The following is a 17,382-nucleotide window of genomic DNA, read 5'->3' as shown; positions in this document are numbered from 1 at the left end:
GCCGACGTCACTCGGTGCCGAACGCCGCCCTCGGTTCGAGCAGTTGACCCACGGCGTACCGCTCGTCGAAGGCGGTCGGGCCGAGCGCCCCGATCGCGGCGGCACGCATCCTGGCCAGGTCCGCCGCATCGTCCGGGTCCGGCACCTGGCCGAGCGCCGCGAACGCGGCATCCGCGACACCGATCATGCGGGCCGCGCGGGAGTGGTCCCCCTCGGCGGACGCGAGCGCGGCGGCCGCGACGCAGACGTACGGCACGAAGTCGGCCCAGCCGTTGCGGAACACCCGCTCGCGGTTCTCGGCGAACAGCGTTCGCGCCACGTCGAGGTTGCCGAGCCCCAACTCGCAGAACGCGAGGTTGTGGAGCTCGGAGTTGACCGTCCGGGGTTGGCCGAGCGCCTCGTTGAGCGCGATGCTCTCCCGGTACAGGTCGCGGGCCCGGAGCAGGTCGCCGGACATGCGCGCCACGGCGGCGAGGACGTGCCTCGGCCGCTCCTCCAGGGATCGGTCTCCGGAGCGCAGCGCCACCGCGAGAGCCTCCCGGGCCCGGGCCTCGCCGCCGGGCAGGTCACCTCCGCGAATGGCGACCCGGGCGAGGCTGTATCGGGCCTCCACCTCACCTGCCGGGTCGCCGGCCGCCCGGGCCCGCACGATCTCGGCCGCGCTCATCCGCACCACCGCGTCGGTGTCGCCTCGCCGGAACGCCGAACGTACCTTCTCGCTGAAGGTCATGGCCTTCTCACCCGTCACGCTTCGCTCGGTCGCGACGACAACATGGTCCAGGTCTCCACGAGTGCGAAGCCCATCGACTCGTAGAGCGGCCGGCCCATCGGACTGGTGTGCAGGTAGGCGGCGTCCGCGCCGGCCGCGATGCCGTCGCGCAGCACCGCTTCGGTGAGCGCCCGGCCGAGGCCGCGGCCCCGGGCGGCCGGGACGACGCCGATGTTGAACACGCCGACCACGCCGGGGGTCAGCATTCCGAGGGCGGTGCCGACGGGACGGCCGGAATCCTCGGCCAGGTAGCCGGTCACGCCGTCGGTGTCGAGCACCGCGCCGCCCATCAACGAGCCGAACGAACCTTCGGGCACCTCGAAGCTCTCGGTGAACGCAGCGGTGTACGTGTCGCTCTCGGCGGCGCCGACCCGGCGTACCAGGGTCCGCTGGGCCGAGCCGGGCCGGAACACGATGTCGTTCGCGGCGCAGGCCAGGAGAGTGAGAGCGCTGCGTTCGCTGAGCCGGTGCCGGGCCGCGAGGTCGACGATCCCGGCGCTGGGCTCACCCCGCACGATGATCGACCATTGCGGGACCTGCCCGCTGACCTCGGTTGCCAACTCGTCGAGCGAGCCGATATCCGGGTCCTTGGTCAGGTCGAAGACCACGTTGAGCGACGCGACGCCGACGTGGGTGACCCCCGCACGAGCGGTGCCCCGTTCGGCGTACCAGCCCTTCGGGGTCACCCGACAGAGTGTTCCCATGGCGTCGGAGTACGCCGTCGCCAACCGGTCGGTGGTGGTGCTCATGCCTGCTCTCCCCCATGGAACTGTCGTCCGGAAAACTCCGTCAACCTAGCCCGCAATTCGTGACACCGGCGAACGTGACGATTCGGGCGGTCGGCGGTGCTCCGTACCGATCAGGAATCAAGAAGCCCCGAGGCCGGCGTCCCGCCTAGCCTTTCCTCAGAACGGCCGGTGGCATGCCGAGCCGGACAACGAGAGGGAGACCACGCATGTCCACGAAGACCAGCACCGAGTCCGACGGCTTCACCGCCGAGGAGCGCGCCGCGATGAAGGAGCGCGCCGCCGAGCTGCGCGCCGAGGGCAAGAAGGGCGCCAAGAAGGCCGACGGGCTCCAGGCGGTCCTCGACCGGATCGCGCAGATGAACCCGGAGGATCGGGCCCTCGCCGAGCGCGTACACGTGACGGTGACCGCCGCCGCCCCGGACCTGGCACCCAAGACCTGGTACGGGATGCCCGCCTACGCGAACGCGGACGGCAAGATCGTGGTCTTCTTCCAGGACTCCGGGAAGTTCAACTACCGGTACTCGACGCTGGGCTTCCAGGACACGGCCAACATCGACGACGGAGACTTCTGGCCGGTGTCGTACGCGCTGCAGAAGTGGACCCCGGCCGTGGAGAAGAAGATCACCGAGCTGGTGCGGGCTGCGGTGTCCTGATCCACCGTCGATCCGTCGCCGCAGGCGTCTGGACGGTGCGGATGACGGTGCCCTGCGCGATGATCGAGGGCCGGAATCTGAAGGAGGCGTGTGATGCGGACGGTGTGGTGCGGGTCGCCAGCGGCGAGACGAGCCGCTCGGTGACGGCCCGGATCGGTGAGGTGTTCGACATCGGTCGGGCGGTGTCCGACATCGAGGCGCTCCGCACGGCGGAACTGCCCACCGACGGCGTGCCAGTCAGCGAAGGGGACCCGGCCACCGGGGAGTGGACCGGCACGTCGGGTCCGGGCTTCCGGATCGTTCCGCTCTGGGAGAGCGACGCCCTCACCGGCGTGTACGGCGTCGAGTGGAACCAGGCCGAGGAGGCCGCTGCGGCGAACCTGGCCCTCGTCGTCCGGGAGCTGGACCGGCGTTGGGGCGCGCACCGCGAGGTCTCCATGCACGTGCCGCTGTTTCGGAACCAGGCTGGTGAACCCATGCCGGCGCTGTTCCAGTCGCTCTGTGACCTGGACTGCTACGGCACCCTGACGGTCTGGGGTCCGACGGCGACCGAGGGCCGGTGGGTCGCGGTCTCGGTCAACCAGTGTGACGGCGACGCTCCGATGATCATGACGGCGGTCATCAGCCAGCGGCCGATCGTCGAACTGCCGGACTGACCCGCGTCCGGTGCGGCCGTCGTCGACGTTTCCCGCAGCGCCTATGGTGCGGGCATGTCGATCGCAGATCACGAGTTGGCCGTCGCGGCGGCGCAAGCTGGTGCCGCAGTCGTCCGCTCCCGGTACGGCACCGCACTGCCACGTGTCCTGAAGACCGGCGGCGACTTCGCCACCGCCGCCGACGTCGAGGCCGAGCAGGCCATCCTCGGCGTCCTGGCTGAGGCGCATCCGGACGACGCCGTGGTGGCCGAGGAGAGCGGGCGCACGGGTACGGGCGACAACGGGCGCACCTGGTTAGTCGATCCGCTGTGCGGCACGTTGAACTTCGCCGCGCGGACCATGCTGGCCTCGGTCAACGTCGCTCTGCGCAGCGGGCCGGACGTCGCCGTGGCGGCCTCGGCGGACCCGTTCGCCGATGAGGTGTTCTGGACCGACGGCAGCGCCGCGTACGTCCGGGGTGCGGGGACGGACGAGCGACTCGTACCGTCGGCCGAGTCGACGCTTGTCGACCTCAACCTCGACCCGCCCTTCCCCAACCGGGACGTCTTCCTGGCTGCCCGCATGCTCACGGACGAGGGCTTCATCGAGCAGTTCCGACCCCGGGTGGTCTCCACCAGCCTCGCCGTGGCCTGGGTCGCCGCCGGCCGGCGCGCCGCCTATGTGACGGACCGCCACGACCTGCGCAACAGCGTCCACTTCGCGGCCGGGATCGCGCTCTGCCAGGCGGCCGGCTGTGTGATCAGCGGGCTCGACGGCGAGCCGTTGCGCGCCGGTGGGGACGGTCTCGTGGTGGCCGCGGACGAGCGGACGCACACCGCACTGCTGACCCTCATCCGGAAGCAGCGCTCGTGATCACCTCGGCCTTGACATGAACCGCGGTTGAGGTTCTAGCGTCCCTGAATGATCACGTCGGGGCCGCCGCGTCCGGACGTTCGTCAGCTGAGCGCTACCGTCGAAGGGGATTCCGATGCACCTGTCCCGCCTTCTCCGCCCGCGTACCGTCGCGAGCGCGCACTGCGACCTGCCCTGCGGGGTCTACGACCCGGCGCAGGCCCGCATCGAGGCCGAGTCGATCAAGGCGATCTCGGAGAAGTACCAGGCCAGCGACGATCCGGAGTTTCGCACCCGGGCGCTGCTCATCAAGGAGCAGCGGGCCGAGCTGGTCAAGCACCACCTCTGGGTCCTGTGGACCGACTACTTCAAGGCGCCGCACTTCGAGAAGTACCCCCAGCTGCACGGCCTCTTCAACGAGGCGACCAAGCTGGCAGGTGCCGGCGGCGCGAAGGGCGCCGCGGACCCGGCGGTCGCCGAGCAGCTCCTCGGGAAGATCGAGGAGATCTCGAAGATCTTCTGGGAGACGAAGCAGGGCTGATCAGCCGCTACCGGGTGGCACCGGCCACCCGGTTCGGCGCACCACGTTCGGGAGGAACCGCATGGCGTCGCGCACCGACCTCATCGAAGAGTTGATGAGCCGTTTCCCACACGTGCCGCGGGAAGCCGTCATCAAGGAGGACCTGCTGCGTGGCGGGCTCGCCTTTGACGACGCCGCGCTGACCGACAACGAGCACGGCGACGTCAAGCCGAAGTCGTACTTCATCTTCTCCTTCGACCACCGGACGCTCCCGGAGTTGGGGACGGCCGCGCTGCGCCGGCCACCGGAGGAGATCGTGCTCACCGGTGGCCCGTACGAGCTTCGCCGTACGGTCGTGTCGGTGCGCACCAACCCGAGCTCGCCGTACCGCGTCGGCACCGACAGCAACGGTCAACTGCGCCTGTTCCTGGACGGACGGCCGATCGCCGACGTCGGGCTGCCCCCGATGCCGGCGTATTACCGCCACACGCTCAGCAACGGCAAATCGGTGATGGAGGTCGCCCCGACGATCCAGTGGGGTTATCTCATCTACCTCACCGCGTTCCGGGTCTGCCAGTACTTCGGTGCCAAGGAGGAGTGCCAGTACTGCGACATCAACCACAACTGGCGGCAGCACAAGCAGGCCGGCCGGCCGTACACCGGGGTCAAGCCGGTCGACGAGGTCCTCGAGGCCCTGGAGATCATCGACCGGCACGACACCGAGCGCACGTCACAGGCGTACACGCTGACCGGCGGCAGCATCACCTCGCAGGTCAACGGGCTGGCCGAGGCCGACTTCTACGGCCGGTACGCGCAGGCGATCGAGGAGCGGTTCCCGGGCCGCTGGATCGGTAAGGTCGTGGCCCAGGCGCTGCCCCGCGCCGACGTGCAGCGCTTCCACGACTACGGGATCCGCATCTACCACCCCAACTACGAGGTGTGGGACAAGCGGTTGTTCGAGTTGTACTGCCCGGGCAAGGAGCGCTACGTCGGCCGGGAGGAGTGGCACCGGCGCATCCTCGACTCGGCCGAGGTGTTCGGCCCCCGCAACGTGATTCCGAACTTCGTGGCGGGCGTCGAGATGGCCGCCCCGCACGGCTTCACCAGCGTCGACGAGGCGATCGACTCCACCGCCGAGGGGCTCGACTACTTCATGTCCCGGGGGATCACACCCCGGTTCACCACCTGGTGCCCGGAGCCCACCACCCCGCTCGGCCGGACGAACCCGCAGGGCGCGCCGCTCGAATACCACGTCCGGTTGCTGGAGGTCTACCGGGCGACGATGGACGCGCACGGGCTGTCCAGCCCGCCCGGTTACGGTCCCGCCGGGCCGGGGCGGGCGGTCTTCTCGGTCAGCTCCTTCATGGACACCCTGCCGCCCACGGATTCCTGACAGACGTCCGCGGGTGGGAGCGGCACGACCGGCCGTTCCCACCCGCGCACCAACCCCTAGCTGGCGTACGTCTCGAACTCGCCGACTCGTGGCGTACCGCTGGAGCTGTTGATCTTGAAGTTGATCTTGCTCATCGCGGTCGCGGAGAAGGTGATCGAACCCGCCCCGCTGCCGGCGGCCAGCACCGCCCCGTTGTCGTTGTTGATCAGCTGCCAGGAGCCGATGGAGCCCTGGGTGCCGGACGGCTCACGGATCACCACGCGGCTCACCCGGGTCGCGGAGCCCCACTTGATCGAGATGGTGCCGGTCGATCCGGTCGGCGACCAGTAGGTGCTCAGGTTGCCGTCCCGGACATTGCCGTAGCTGGTCCCGCTGGCCTTGCTGGAGCCGTCTGAGCCGGCACCGATGCTGAGGTTCGTCCCGCCGGAGGGCGGCGGCGTGGTCGGCGGCGGCGTCGTAGTCGGAGGCGTGGTCGGCGGCGGCGTGGTGGGCCCTGGAGTCTGCGGCGAGCAACTGCCGTTCGACACCTTCAGGCCCGTGTTGGCGCCGACCGTCTGGCGGACGATCTCCGGCACGCAGCTCGCCCCGTCAAGGCTGTACGAGTACGGGATGCTGACCGTGGTGGTGGAGGTCGGGTTGGGGCCGGCGGGGTAGTTCTCGCTGCCGGCGCTGGACCAGGTCACGTTGTCGAAGATGTTGCCGCTGACCTGCCAGTACCCGCGCTCGTCGGTGTAGAACGTGCCCAGCACGTCCTTGGAGTTGCGGAAGTAGTTGTTCTCCACCTTGGCCCTGGCACCGGCTCGGGAGTTGATGCCCGACTCGCGCAGGCTCACGTAGTGGTTGTTGTAGATGTGGGCGATGCCGCCGCGCAACAGCGGAGTCCGGGAGTCGATGTTCTCGTAGAGGTTGTGGTGGTACGTGATGTAGCCGTTGGACCTGTCGCTCTCGCTGGACCCGACGAGTCCGCCACGGCCGGAGTTGCGCAGGATGCTGTAGGAGAGCGTCACGTACTGGGTGTTGTCCTTCATGTCGAAGAGGCCGTCGTACCCCTCGGACTCGCCGCCCGAGGCCTCCAGGGTGACGTGGTCGACCCACACGTTGCGGACCGTGCTCTCCATGCCGATGGCGTCCCCACCGTTGGAGGTGGGCGAGCCCGACTTCTTGACGTTCCGCACGGTCACGTTCTGGATGATGATGTTGCTGGAGTCGCGGATGTGGATGCCGAGCTGGTCGAAGAGGGCACCGCTGCCGACCCCGATGATGGTGACGTTGCTGATCTGCTTGAGCTCGATCACGCCCGCCGCGGTGTTGCAGCTCGACCCTGACACCTTGCTGGTGTTGCCGTGGTTGATGGTCCCGGTGACCTCGATGGTGATCGGGGTGCTGCTGCTGGGTCGACCGCACAGCGCCGCGTGGATCGCCGTGCCCGTGGTGGCCCGCACCGTCTGCCCGCCCGCGCCGCCGGTGGTCCCACCGTTCTGTGTGGCGTAGCCGGTGGCGCTGCCGACCGCCGCCGACGCCTGCGGGCTCGGCAGGCTCACCCCGACCGCGATCACCACGGCGGCGGTCGCCAGCACCGCCTGACCTCGTAACACAACTGATCGCCTCATGTCGCCTCACCTTCGCATTCGTCTTCGTTCCAGGGCTTCACCTCGACGGTCGTCGCCATCGCAACCGCATCCACCGACAGGCGCCCTTTAGGAATTGGCGGTAGTCAATCGCGGGAATGTCATCGAGGCATCTCGAGCCCTGGTGGAAGCAGGGATGTGTCGAGCGAGTGGGGTGTTCCTGGTGCCACCTACTCGCCTGAGCGCTAACCGAAACATCGATGTAACGCAATCGTAGGAAAGCGGTTTCCCTCAAGGCAATAGCTGACGCTTGCAGGTTTGTTGCAGTGCGCGCGGGAGGTCGATCGGGCGGGCCATGCCCTCGGCGAGGCAGGTCTCCGGCGTGTTGCGGGCGCGGTATTGACACCGCCGGGGCCCGCCATCGATGCTCTGCTAAATCAGTTTAGCGACCGACTCGCTCCGACCCCTGCCGTCCCCGTCGCGGTCCACGTCGCTGGCTGATCGCACCACCTTCGAGAAAGGACTCGCATGAGACTGCGCAAAGGACTGATCCCGCTCGCCGCCACCCTCGTCCTGGCCGGCGCCTCCGGCACGGCGTACGGCAGCCCGAACGGCGGGCCGGGTGACGCCGACGGAATCCGCAGCATCACCCCGATCACCACCGTCTACACGTACGGCCAGAAGGTCTCGGCGGTGGCGATCGAGTACGGCGCCGCCGTCAACCCCCGCACCCTCGACACCGGCACGTTCTCGGTCACCGACACCATCTACAACTTCCGCTTCAACCCCATCGAGGACCTGCCGAAACTCGCCGACCGGACGATCACCCACACCTACACCAACGAGGTACCGGGCACCCGCGCCGACCACCGATCGGCACCGGGCAGGTACGTCATCGTCGAGCTCGACCCCGCCGACACCGGTGGCTCGACGGTCATCGTCTCCAAGTGCCCGACCTTCCTCTGCACCGTGAAGGTCAACCCCGAGCTGCCGACCCGGGTCGTGCAACGCAAGGACGTCCACGGGCAGCCCGGCCGGGGGGTCGGCAAGGGGCCGGTGCTCGCCCGAGCCACCCCGGGCGAATCCCGACCGCTCACCGAGAAGCCGGTCAACCAGCTGGTCGACGAGTTCAGCTACGGCTCGTTCCTGAGTGGTGGCATGGTGCTGCCGTACCACTACCACCTGCCGAAGAACTACCAGCCGGGCCGCCGGTACCCGCTGATGGTCATCCTGCCCGGCCACGGGATGGGCTGGGACGGCGACAACCTCGGTGTCCAACTCGCCGCCGACATTCCGGCGACCGCGTGGCTCCAACCGCAGTGGACCGGCACCTCCGAGGACGTCATCGTCCTGGCCCCCCAGCACCAGCGCGTCGGTGGGGTCGCCGAGGCGGAGCTGCTGGTCAAGCTGCTCGACCAGTTCGTCGGCCAGTTCGCGGTGGACACCAGCCGGGTGTACGCGAGCACCGTGTCGTACGGCTCCCAACTGCTCTGGGAGGCGTTCGCCAAGCGCCCGGACCTGTTCGCCGGTGGGCTGGTGACCGGTGGCTTCCCGGTCAACGCCACCCAGGCGACCGCCATCGCGGCGGCCGAGGTGCCGGTGTGGATCACGCACGGCGAGCACGACCACCTGCTCAACGTCTCGGGCGCGCGCAACTCCAGCGCGATGCTGCGACAGGCGTACGTCGCCCGGGGCAAGACCGCCGAGCAGGCCGCCGACCTGGTGCGCTACACCGAGTACGCCGACGTCGCGTTCTCGTCGCCGGACTACCACGCGGCATTCGGGCCGACCTATGAGGACGCCAGCATCCTGCGCTGGCTGCTCGACCAGACCAAGCCCTGAGTTGGTGGGCCGGGCGACGCCCCGCCACGGGCCCTCGACGCGATCCCCTCGCGTCGGGGGTTACCGGCGGGCGTCGCCCGCGTCGGGCTCGGCACCGGCGGGCGCGCCCCCGACGAGCACCGCCTCCTGACCCTCCTGCCGGCCCTCCTGTCGGGCGCGGGCCAGCAGCCCGGCCAGCCGACGCCGCCGGTGCCGGGCCACCGCCCGCAGCCCCAGCAGCGCGACGGCGAGCAGACCCAGCAGGGCGAGCTGCGCCCACGGCACGACCCAGGTGGTGACGGTGGCGGACGCCGGCCGGAGGTCGGCCCCGGCCTGGGCGTCGCCGAGCAGCGTCGGCGACGTGCTGACGGTCGTACGGAGACGGCCCAGCGCCCAGACGCCGTCAACCCGCGTCTCCACCTGCCGACCGCCGCCGGGGAGCAACTCCTCCACCGCGCCGGTGGCGTCGTGGCCGGTCCGGCCGAGCAGGTCGGAGATCGCCACCCGACTCGTTCCGCTGACCCAGACGTTGCCGTCGTTCTCGACGGTGTATCGCACCCGTACGCGCCCACCGGCGAACGGATTCCACGACGGGGAGTACGTCACGCCGAGCCCCCGGACGGCCAGGGCCGCCCGCGCGGTGCCGTTGACCCGCAGCATGACCCGGAACCCGACGCGGCTCTCGACGTTGACCGTGCCGCCGGTGCTGGTGACGGTCGCGGCGATGCCGGCCGGATGGTCGCCCGGTGTGGCGTCTCGGGGCACCGTGATCGTGAACGGCACCACCCGCGTCTCGTTGGGGCCGACGGTGACCTTCTCCTGCACGTCGATCCAGGTGCCGCCGTCGACCGAGGGCCGGTCGGACGACAGCATGTTGAAGCGGCCCTTGTCGGTGAGGTAGCCGTCGGCGGCTTTCAGGGAGAAGGCGACGGCGCTGCGGCTGAAGTTCCGTACCGCCAGGTGCTCGGTCACGCTCTGCCCCGGGTCGAGGCTGGCGTTGATCCACCGGCGTTGGTCCGGGCCACTCGCGGTGGCCGGTTGGACCGTCCAGGTCAGCGCCTTCGGGTCCGGTTCCGCCGCCGCCGCGCTCGGCGCGGCCACAACCGGGAGGGACGCGACGGCGAGGACGACGAGCGCCCGGCGCAGCGGGGTGACGGTCATGAGGCGACCCTTCGGCACGGGGCTGGGCGGGGGCCCGATCCGGGCCCCCGCCCAGGCCACTACTCGAACAGTGAGAGCGTGAGCGTGGAGCTGTACTCGCCGGCGGCGACCTCCGCGGGGGTCCGCAGATACAGGTCGGCGTTGACCGAGTACGAGTCGCTGACGACGGCCTTGGAGTCGAACGCCGAGACCAGCAGTTCCTGGTCGACGAGGCCGACATTGTTGCCCGGCTGGGTCGGCTCGTCCAGGCTGGTCACCACCTCTTCGCCCTCGGTGACCAGGCCGGTCTCGCCGCCGTCGAGCAGGCGCGGCTTCCAACCGAAGTGGTCGGCGGTGATCGGTGCCTGGCCGGCGCTGCCCGCGAAGTCGGTCGCGCTGCCGAGCACCGCCCAGCCGGCGCCGTCCGGCACCTCGTCGGCGACGCGGGTGTCGGTGACCGTCACCGTCGGCAGCGTACCGACGAACTGGCGTACCAGCAGGGTCGAGCCGTCCTCGGACAGCGCGACGGCGTCGCCGGCGATCGACATGGCGAGCACTCCCGGTTCCCTGATCTCGTCGATGTCGACGGTGACCCGCACGCTGGCGTCGTCGCCGGGCTCGGCCAGTGCGGGCGACGGCAGGACGGCCGCCCCGGTCAGCGCGGCGCTGACGGCGCAGGCCGCGAGCGTCTGCCGCCGTTTGTGAATGTTCATGTGATCTCCGTTCTCCGCCATCAGGGGTCAGCCGCCGCAGGTGCCGGCGGGGTGTTGCACGGTGCGCACGGTCGTCACGGCCTGTCCGCCGATCGCCCCGGTCACCCGGACCGTCGCCGAACCCGCCGCAACGGACACGGCGCGGGTGTTGAACGACTGGTAGGCGTTCGCACCCGGCGCGACGGCCACGAACGACCGCTCGCCGTACGGCGTCTCCAGGGCGATGTCGACCGGCGCGTCGTGGTCGTTGCGCGCCTGCACGGCCACGTACGTCCTGCCACTCACGCACCGCGTCGACGCGGTGACCGTGACGGGCAGGTCGAGGGTGGCCGCCTGGAAGGCCCAGGTGTCGATCTCGAAGAGGTCGGCACCGGCCGGGCCGGTGTAGGTGAAGTAGACGTCGTGCACGCCGCTGACGCCCGCGAGCTCGGCGCTCACCTCGGCCCACTGCCCGACCGGCGTGTCCACCGCGATCGTGCCGACCACGGGCCCGTTGACGTCGTCCAGCCGGACCTGGACCTGCCCGCCGGTGGCGAGCGCACGCACCCGCGCCGTCAGGCTCTGCGCGCCGCCGTCCCCGAAGTTCACCGAAGACAACGCCGTCCAGTCGCCGTTGTCGATGTCACGGACCACCAGGTTCGGTGCCGCGCCGCCGAACTGGGCGGAGCTGCCGTCGACCTTGCTGGTCGCGACGCCCTTGCTCCAGCCGAAGGTCTCGGCCTCGAAGACGCGGTACGGGTCGAAGTCCCGGACCTGGTCGACGCCGGCATAGGTGCCGACGACCTGCTGGATCGTGCCGTCGGGGTTGAAGGTCAACTCCTGGATGTGCGGGCTGCGGTACCCCTGGGTGGTGTTCCCGTTGATCCGCTTGTTCAGCGTCGGGGCGTGGTAGGTGAAGTAGTACCTGCCCCCGAACTCGAACACCGACTGGTGGTTGTTTCCGCCGGTACCGGCCCCGAAGAACTGCGACTGGTTCGGGAAGAGCACACCGGCGTAGGTCTCCTTCGGCCACGACATCGGACCGTCGGAGATCATGTAACCGATCTGACCACCACCGGGGTAACCGGGCAGCGGCTGCTGGCTGCCGCCGAAGTCGTTCCCGCCGAAGTGCGAGGAGTACGAGAAGTAGTACTTGCCCTGGCGCTTGAAGACGTGACCCGCCTCGAAGGCGACCGGGGCGTCGACCACCGCGGCCGTCCCCTCGGTCGAGACCATGTCGTCGCCGAGTTCGATCGATCGGATGTTCTTCGGGTTGTTGAAGCGCTCGGCCGGCGGCATGCTCGTCGACGCGGGACCACCACCGAAGTAGAGGTACGGCTGGCCGTCGTCGTCGACGAACGGGGCCGGGTCGAACTTCCACGCGACGGCCTCGGCGCCGGGGGTACGGCCGTCGATCAGCGTGCTCGTGCGCTCGCTGGTCCACGGGCCGAGTGGCGACGCACCCGTGATCACGTTGCTGGAGCCACCACCGTTGGCGTAGTAGAGGAAGAACTTCTCCACGCCGTTCACCACCTTCTTGGTGATGCCCGGAGCCCACGAGTTGGTGGTGAACGGTGCCACCCCGTTCGGGCCGGCGACCTGGATCTCACCATGGTCGGTCCAGTTCACCAGGTCCTCGGAGGAGATCACCGTGATCTGGTCGATGTCGCCGTAGTTGATCCCCGGCGAGACGCCGGTGGTCGGGTTCGGAGCGTAACCCTGGGTGTCGTTGGTCATGTACATGTAGACCCGGCCGTCGTGCACGAGGCCGAAGCCGTCAGCCCCGAACTTGTGCCCGATCAACGGGTTGTGCTCACCGGGCAGCTTGCCGACCACCTCGATCGTCTTCGACGCCGGCGCGGGCGGCGCCGCTCCGATCACCGACACGTCGTCGAGCGTGAAGTCCATGAGGTGCAGAGCCGGGTCCGTGGACGGTGTGCTCGTCCAGGGGGTCTCGAAGAACAGGCGCGCCGTGGACACGCTCTGCCCCGTCGGGATGGTGAACGTCCCGTTGAACTGCGCCCACTGACCCTTCGTCGCGGTCACGCTGACGAGGTTGGTGTAGGTGCCGCCGCCGTAGTGCATGGTGGCGAAGAACTGCTTCGTGGCCGGTCCGCTCTCGTTCTCGTACTTGATGCGGGCCGTGAGGGTGTACGCCTGGCCGGCCTGCACCTTGCCGCTGAGGTCCTGCATCGGGCCCGACCCGGTGGTCAACCGGCTGGTGACGAGCACAGCGCTCGCGCCGGAGTAGGCGTCCGACGTGGCCGACAACTGGGCGCCGTCGGAGGCGTTTCCGTTGTTGACGAACCAGTTGGCCAGGCCGTCCTCGAACCCGCCGTTGACGACGAGGTTCGTGTCGGCGGCCTGGGCGGGGGCCGACCCGGCCCCGAACGTCGCGGCCAGCAGCAGGCCGACTGTCGCGAGCGCTGCGACCCGACCTCGGGTCGCCCGTCGCATTCGTTGTTCCACGAGACATCCTCCTTCATCTCTGACATGCGGTCATCGGTGTACGGGGGATCGGTGGTGTGCTTCCGTGGGTGGTCCGGACATCAGGGGTCGAACAGTCACCGCCGGCCGACCAGGGCCGGCGGCGCGGGACAGGTCCGCTGTGCCGCGCCGCCCGGCCGGTTGCCGGTGGTGCTGATCAGTGAGCCGAGGGCTCGTGGTGGGGTTATCCGCCGCAGGTGTTGGCGGGGTGCTGCGTGGAGTGGACGGTGGTGACGTCCCGACCGGCGACCGTGCCGGTGACCCGGACCGTCGCCGTGCCGGCCGGCACGGACGCCGTACGGGTGTTGAACGACTGGTAGACGTTCGCCCCCGGCGCGACGGCCGGGAAGGACCGGTTTCCGTACGGGATCTCCACGGTGATCTCCACCGGTTCGGTCGAGTCGTTGCGCGCCTGCACGGCCACGTACGTCCTGCCACTGAGGCAGCGCACCTGGGCGGTGGCCGTCACGGGCAGCGCCGCCAGCACGCCGAGTCGGGCCAGTTGGTAGCTGAGCGCCCGCTCCGGTGCGTCGATCTCGTTCTGGGTGCCGAACTGGCCGGCCCGCGCCGACGTCGCCGCCGCGAGCGTGGCCTGCATCGTGGCCCAGGCGTCGGCCGGGTAGTGGCGTGCGTCGAGCGTCTGCGCGTGGGCGATGGCCGCGTCGAGGGCGGTGCTGTCCAGCGGCCGGCCCTGCGCGGTCAGCACGTCGCTGAGCAGGTAGTTGTCGAAGTCGACGTGACCGCCGGTCTCCTGGGTGGCGTAGTTGAACAGGCCCACCCGGTGACCCATGAAGTGCGCGAGGCTGCCGTCGAGCGCCTGCGGGCCCACCCGGTTGCCCAGCCGGGTCCACTGGACCCCGTCCAGGCTGTAGTAGAACGTCGTCCAGAGTTGGCCGACGGGCGAGGCGAAGTCGAGGTCGGCCTTCAGGTGCACCTCGGTCGCGTCGTCCAGCGGCACCGTCGTGCCCGACACGAAGTTCTCCAGCGTCGACTGGTCGAGGTCGACCGCGAACGGCTGCGACCGGTTCACCACGCCGAGGGTGTTGACGCCACCGACGCGCTTGACCGCCACGTACGAGAATCCGCGGTTGTAGGCCGCCAGACCCGCCACATCACCGTTCTTCATCCCGGAGATGTCCATCCGGGTCTGGACCGACTGCCGTGGCCCGAACGTCCGCTGGGAGAGCGTGTTGCGGGCCTCCTCGAACCAGGCCAGCTCGGCCCGGTTGGACAGCTTCGTGTAGACGTACTGGCCGGTGACCACCTTGCCGGCCGTCAACCGCAGCCAGCCGTCGCGGTCGGTGAGCGACCAGTACCGGTTGTCCGGGGCGTGGTTCCACTCCCACGCCAGGTCCAGCCGCGACCCGTTGGGAGCGACCTCCGCCGGGTCGAGCGGTGCTGGGACGGTCCACTGCTCGTCCTGGTACGCCTTGTGCGGCGCGTCGTTGGCGAAGTCGTCCGAGGCGACGATGCTCTTCTGCCGCTCGAACGCCTCCTCCGCCGGGCTGAGCCGGATCGGCTTGTCGAACAGTCCGTTGACCGGCACGACCCCGCCTGTGCCGAAGGTCGGCCACCCGTCCTGCCAGGTGGCGGGGATGAGCGCCGGGATCCGGCCGATCGGGAACGTGTCGCGGAAGAACATGCCGTGCCAGTCGGTCTCGCCGCCCGGGCGGCTGATCGGCACCAGGCTGCCCTGGGCGAAGCCGTTGGAGTTGAGCACTCCGCGCGCCTCGTAGGTGTTGACCCCACCGGCCGAGGTGTAGCGCCCGAGCAGATCCCGCGACCGGAACATCACGACCTGGCGGCCCTGCCCGGACGGCCAGGTGATGATCACGGCGTAGTACCAGCCGTCGATGTAGTAGAACTGCGCGCCCTCGAACAGGCCACCGATGAACGGCTGGCCGGCGTAGTTGCTCGCCGTGAAGATGTTCGGGTAGTCCTGCGCGATGGCCGTCAGGTCGGCGTTGAGGCGTACGGCGCTGGTGCCGCCGGACCCGTAGAAGATGTACGCCGTGCCGTCGACGTCGAAGAAGAGCGACGGGTCGTGCAGGCCACGGCCGAGGGCGGTGCGCTGCCACGTGCCGTTCTCGATGTCGTCGGTGCGGTAGAGGTACGCCCCGTTGAGGTTGTTGGTGTTGAACGCGACGTAGTACATCCCGTCGTGGTAGCGCAGCGACGACGCCCACTGGCCCTGCCCGTACGAGTTCTGGCCGTTGCGCAGTGAGAAGGAGTCGCCGATGCTCGCCCGGTCGAAGACGTAGTTGACGATCTCCCAGTTGACGAGGTCGTACGACTTCATGATCGGCGCGCCGGGGCTCAGGTGCATCGTCGTGCTGATCATGTAGTAGATGTCGCGGCCTTCGTCGTTCTCGGCCGCCGGTACGCGCTCGACGCTGATGTCCGGCACGTCGGCGTTGAGCAACGGCACCGAGTAGGTGCCGGCGCCGGTGTCGGTGGAGGTGTACGACGATCGGGGCGCCCAGCCGTCGGCGGCGTGCGCGGCAGCGGGGGTGATCACCAGGCCCGCACCCACGAGAGCACTCGCCGATGCGAACGCGCACAGTGGACGAAAGCGACGAGAGACCATTGTGGACAGCGGCCGGATCAGCCGGCCAGCGAGGCGACGAGCGATGGCGTTCGCGCTGTTCACAGCAGAGATGCGGGAGGAGTTCAGGACACGCGGGCGGACCGACAGGACCAAGACGAGCTCCAAACGCGAGAGCGGCGTGAAGGCCATCGTGTTATCGCTAACAACACCTGTCAAGAGCATCAATGAAACCTGCCCGAGATATCCCCGTAACACCATTCGCCCTCCACAATGGACAGTCCACCCGCACCACCCCCACCCCACCTCACCCCGGTTGATCATGAAGTTGTTGCCACCGACCACGGCGTGTCGGGGCAACAACTTCATGATCACCGAGGGCGGCCGGCCCGGGGTGGACGGGTCAGGTGGGGAGGCAGGAGCGCAGGGCTGCGGTGAGGGAATTGGCGCGCTCGTCGCCCATTCCGCGCATCTGGTTGATGACGTACCCGAAGCCCACCTGATGCTCGGCGTCGGCGAAGGCCAGGTTCCCGCCCGCCCCGTCGTGGCCGAAGCTGCGCTCACCCAGCAGGGGCCGGGCCGGTGGCGAGTGCAGCAGGAAACCCGTACCCCACCGCTGCCCGGTGTCCGGCGGGCCGTGCCGCTGCTGACCACGCGAACGAACGACGACCGCGTCGTCCACCGACGCTGCGGCGAGCAGCGGTCCACCCTGAAGGCCCGAGACGCAGGCGGCGTAGAGACGCGCGAGGCCGTCCGCGGTGCTCACCGCGCCCGCGCCGGGGACCCCAGCGGCCCGGATGGCGTCGTCGTTGAAGCTCACCAGGCCGTCAGCGTCGGCGGGGAACGCGAAAGCGCCACCCATGGTGATGCCTCGTTCGGCGACCGGGTCCTCGAACGGGTCCGGGTCCGGTGGCGGTGCCAGGCCCCAGGCGACGGTGTCCCTCTCGCCCGCCGGAAGCCCCAACCAGGTGCGCAGGCCGAGCGGGCCCGCGAGAGTGTCGGCGAAGAACGCACCGGGTAGTTGCCCGGTGATGCGGTGGATCACCTCTCCGACCAGCCAGCCGTAGGTCATCGAGTGGTAGCCGTGCGCGGTGCCCGGCTCCCACAACGGGGCCTGCGCCTCGATCGCCGTGATGACCGGATCCCAGCTCAGAACCTCGTCGAGGGTCAACTGTCGGTCCAATGCGGGCAGCCCGGCCTGGTGCGTGAGCAGCCAGCGCACGGGGATGTGCGCCTTGCCGTGCTGGCCGAACTCCGGCCAGTAGCGGGTCACCGGGGCGTCCAGGTCGAGCCGGCCCTGTTGGGCCAGCAGGTAGGCGCAGATCGCCAGGATTCCCTTGGTGCAGGAGAAGACCACCACCGGCGTGTGCCGGTCCCAGGGCCGTCCGGTACGGGTGTCGGCGACCCCGCCGTACAGGTCGACGACCTTGCGGCCCCGTACGTAGACGGTGACGGCGGCGCCGACCTCCCCCCGGGAGGTGAAGTTGTCGCGGAAGACATCGGCGACGCGCCCGTAGCCGTCGTCGACGTCGCCGTGGATCTGCGGCGGTGTGCGCAC

14 protein-coding genes are annotated in these 17,382 nt (G+C 69.6%); 6 read left to right on the top strand and 8 right to left on the bottom strand.

Features of this window, described 5'->3' with window-relative positions; translation table 11 throughout:
* Positions 1-7: 7 nt before the first annotated feature.
* Both EV382_RS02310 and EV382_RS02305 read right to left on the bottom strand, forming a co-directional pair.
* Positions 8-748, bottom strand: a complete 741-nt coding sequence (locus tag EV382_RS02310; RefSeq protein ID WP_244236508.1) for a tetratricopeptide repeat protein — start codon at positions 746-748, stop codon at positions 8-10.
* Positions 745-1,518, bottom strand: coding sequence for a GNAT family N-acetyltransferase (locus EV382_RS02305; RefSeq protein ID WP_130399996.1), 774 nt, complete (start codon positions 1,516-1,518; stop codon positions 745-747). The genes EV382_RS02310 and EV382_RS02305 overlap by 4 nt, the downstream gene beginning before the upstream one ends.
* Positions 1,519-1,724: 206 nt before the next feature.
* Between EV382_RS02305 and EV382_RS02300 the strand changes: the two genes are divergently transcribed.
* The 5 genes from EV382_RS02300 (at position 1,725) to EV382_RS02280 (ending at position 5,571) form a co-directional block, all read left to right on the top strand.
* Positions 1,725-2,171, top strand: a complete 447-nt coding sequence (locus EV382_RS02300; RefSeq protein WP_130399995.1) for an iron chaperone — start codon at positions 1,725-1,727, stop codon at positions 2,169-2,171.
* Positions 2,172-2,212: 41 nt separating this feature from the next.
* Positions 2,213-2,827, top strand: a complete 615-nt coding sequence (locus EV382_RS02295; RefSeq protein ID WP_208758293.1) for a hypothetical protein — start codon at positions 2,213-2,215, stop codon at positions 2,825-2,827.
* A 54-nt stretch (positions 2,828-2,881) separates the two neighbouring features.
* A complete protein-coding gene (locus EV382_RS02290) occupies positions 2,882-3,679 on the top strand; it encodes an inositol monophosphatase family protein (RefSeq protein WP_130399994.1) in 798 nt (265 codons plus the stop codon).
* 115 nt (positions 3,680-3,794) lie between these two features.
* Positions 3,795-4,199, top strand: a complete 405-nt coding sequence (gene sodN, locus EV382_RS02285; protein ID WP_130399993.1) for a superoxide dismutase, Ni — start codon at positions 3,795-3,797, stop codon at positions 4,197-4,199.
* A gap of 61 nt (positions 4,200-4,260) precedes the next feature.
* Complete coding sequence (locus tag EV382_RS02280) at positions 4,261-5,571, top strand: radical SAM protein (RefSeq protein WP_130399992.1); 1,311 nt, start codon at positions 4,261-4,263, stop codon at positions 5,569-5,571.
* A gap of 56 nt (positions 5,572-5,627) precedes the next feature.
* Here the strand turns inward: EV382_RS02280 and EV382_RS02275 are convergent, their stop codons facing one another.
* Entirely contained in the window at positions 5,628-7,181 is a 1,554-nt protein-coding gene (locus EV382_RS02275; protein ID WP_130399991.1) for a pectate lyase family protein, read from the bottom strand.
* A gap of 486 nt (positions 7,182-7,667) precedes the next feature.
* Between EV382_RS02275 and EV382_RS02270 the strand changes: the two genes are divergently transcribed.
* Positions 7,668-8,981, top strand: coding sequence for a hypothetical protein (locus tag EV382_RS02270; protein WP_130399990.1), 1,314 nt, complete (start codon positions 7,668-7,670; stop codon positions 8,979-8,981).
* A gap of 60 nt (positions 8,982-9,041) precedes the next feature.
* On the opposite strand, the gene EV382_RS02265 is transcribed toward EV382_RS02270, so the two are convergent.
* The 5 genes from EV382_RS02265 to EV382_RS02245 all read right to left on the bottom strand — a co-directional run bounded on the left by EV382_RS02265 (position 9,042) and on the right by EV382_RS02245 (position 17,382).
* Positions 9,042-10,121, bottom strand: a complete 1,080-nt coding sequence (locus EV382_RS02265) for a DUF916 domain-containing protein (RefSeq protein WP_208758292.1) — start codon at positions 10,119-10,121, stop codon at positions 9,042-9,044.
* A 59-nt stretch (positions 10,122-10,180) separates the two neighbouring features.
* Positions 10,181-10,813, bottom strand: a complete 633-nt coding sequence (locus EV382_RS02260) for a hypothetical protein (protein WP_130399989.1) — start codon at positions 10,811-10,813, stop codon at positions 10,181-10,183.
* Between the two features lie 27 nt (positions 10,814-10,840).
* On the bottom strand, positions 10,841-13,261 hold the full coding sequence (locus tag EV382_RS02255) for a family 43 glycosylhydrolase (protein WP_130399988.1): 2,421 nt from the start codon (positions 13,259-13,261) through the stop codon (positions 10,841-10,843).
* 202 nt (positions 13,262-13,463) lie between these two features.
* Positions 13,464-15,797: a glycoside hydrolase family 43 protein gene (locus EV382_RS02250; protein WP_244236507.1), complete on the bottom strand. Its 2,334-nt coding sequence runs from the start codon at positions 15,795-15,797 to the stop codon at positions 13,464-13,466.
* A gap of 430 nt (positions 15,798-16,227) precedes the next feature.
* Positions 16,228-17,382, bottom strand: a complete 1,155-nt coding sequence (locus EV382_RS02245) for a serine hydrolase domain-containing protein (protein ID WP_130399987.1) — start codon at positions 17,380-17,382, stop codon at positions 16,228-16,230.

It is taken from the genome of Micromonospora violae (assembly GCF_004217135.1).
Classification (GTDB): domain Bacteria; phylum Actinomycetota; class Actinomycetes; order Mycobacteriales; family Micromonosporaceae; genus Micromonospora; species Micromonospora violae.
The sequence above is the reverse complement of the archived record's forward strand: the minus strand, read 5'-3'. Positions and strand labels throughout refer to the sequence as shown.

What these genes read in the sequence shown, in the direction of transcription:
- EV382_RS02305 (WP_130399996.1), bottom strand. Translation starts at nt 1,518, where the DNA reads ATGAGCACCACCACCGACCGGTTGGCGACGGCGTACTCCGACGCCATG.
- EV382_RS02300 (WP_130399995.1), top strand. Translation starts at nt 1,725, where the DNA reads ATGTCCACGAAGACCAGCACCGAGTCCGACGGCTTCACCGCCGAGGAG.
- EV382_RS02295 (WP_208758293.1), top strand. Translation starts at nt 2,213, where the DNA reads ATGACGGTGCCCTGCGCGATGATCGAGGGCCGGAATCTGAAGGAGGCG.
- EV382_RS02290 (WP_130399994.1), top strand. Translation starts at nt 2,882, where the DNA reads ATGTCGATCGCAGATCACGAGTTGGCCGTCGCGGCGGCGCAAGCTGGT.
- sodN (WP_130399993.1), top strand. Translation starts at nt 3,795, where the DNA reads ATGCACCTGTCCCGCCTTCTCCGCCCGCGTACCGTCGCGAGCGCGCAC.
- EV382_RS02280 (WP_130399992.1), top strand. Translation starts at nt 4,261, where the DNA reads ATGGCGTCGCGCACCGACCTCATCGAAGAGTTGATGAGCCGTTTCCCA.
- EV382_RS02275 (WP_130399991.1), bottom strand. Translation starts at nt 7,181, where the DNA reads ATGAGGCGATCAGTTGTGTTACGAGGTCAGGCGGTGCTGGCGACCGCC.
- EV382_RS02270 (WP_130399990.1), top strand. Translation starts at nt 7,668, where the DNA reads ATGAGACTGCGCAAAGGACTGATCCCGCTCGCCGCCACCCTCGTCCTG.
- EV382_RS02265 (WP_208758292.1), bottom strand. Translation starts at nt 10,121, where the DNA reads ATGACCGTCACCCCGCTGCGCCGGGCGCTCGTCGTCCTCGCCGTCGCG.
- EV382_RS02260 (WP_130399989.1), bottom strand. Translation starts at nt 10,813, where the DNA reads ATGAACATTCACAAACGGCGGCAGACGCTCGCGGCCTGCGCCGTCAGC.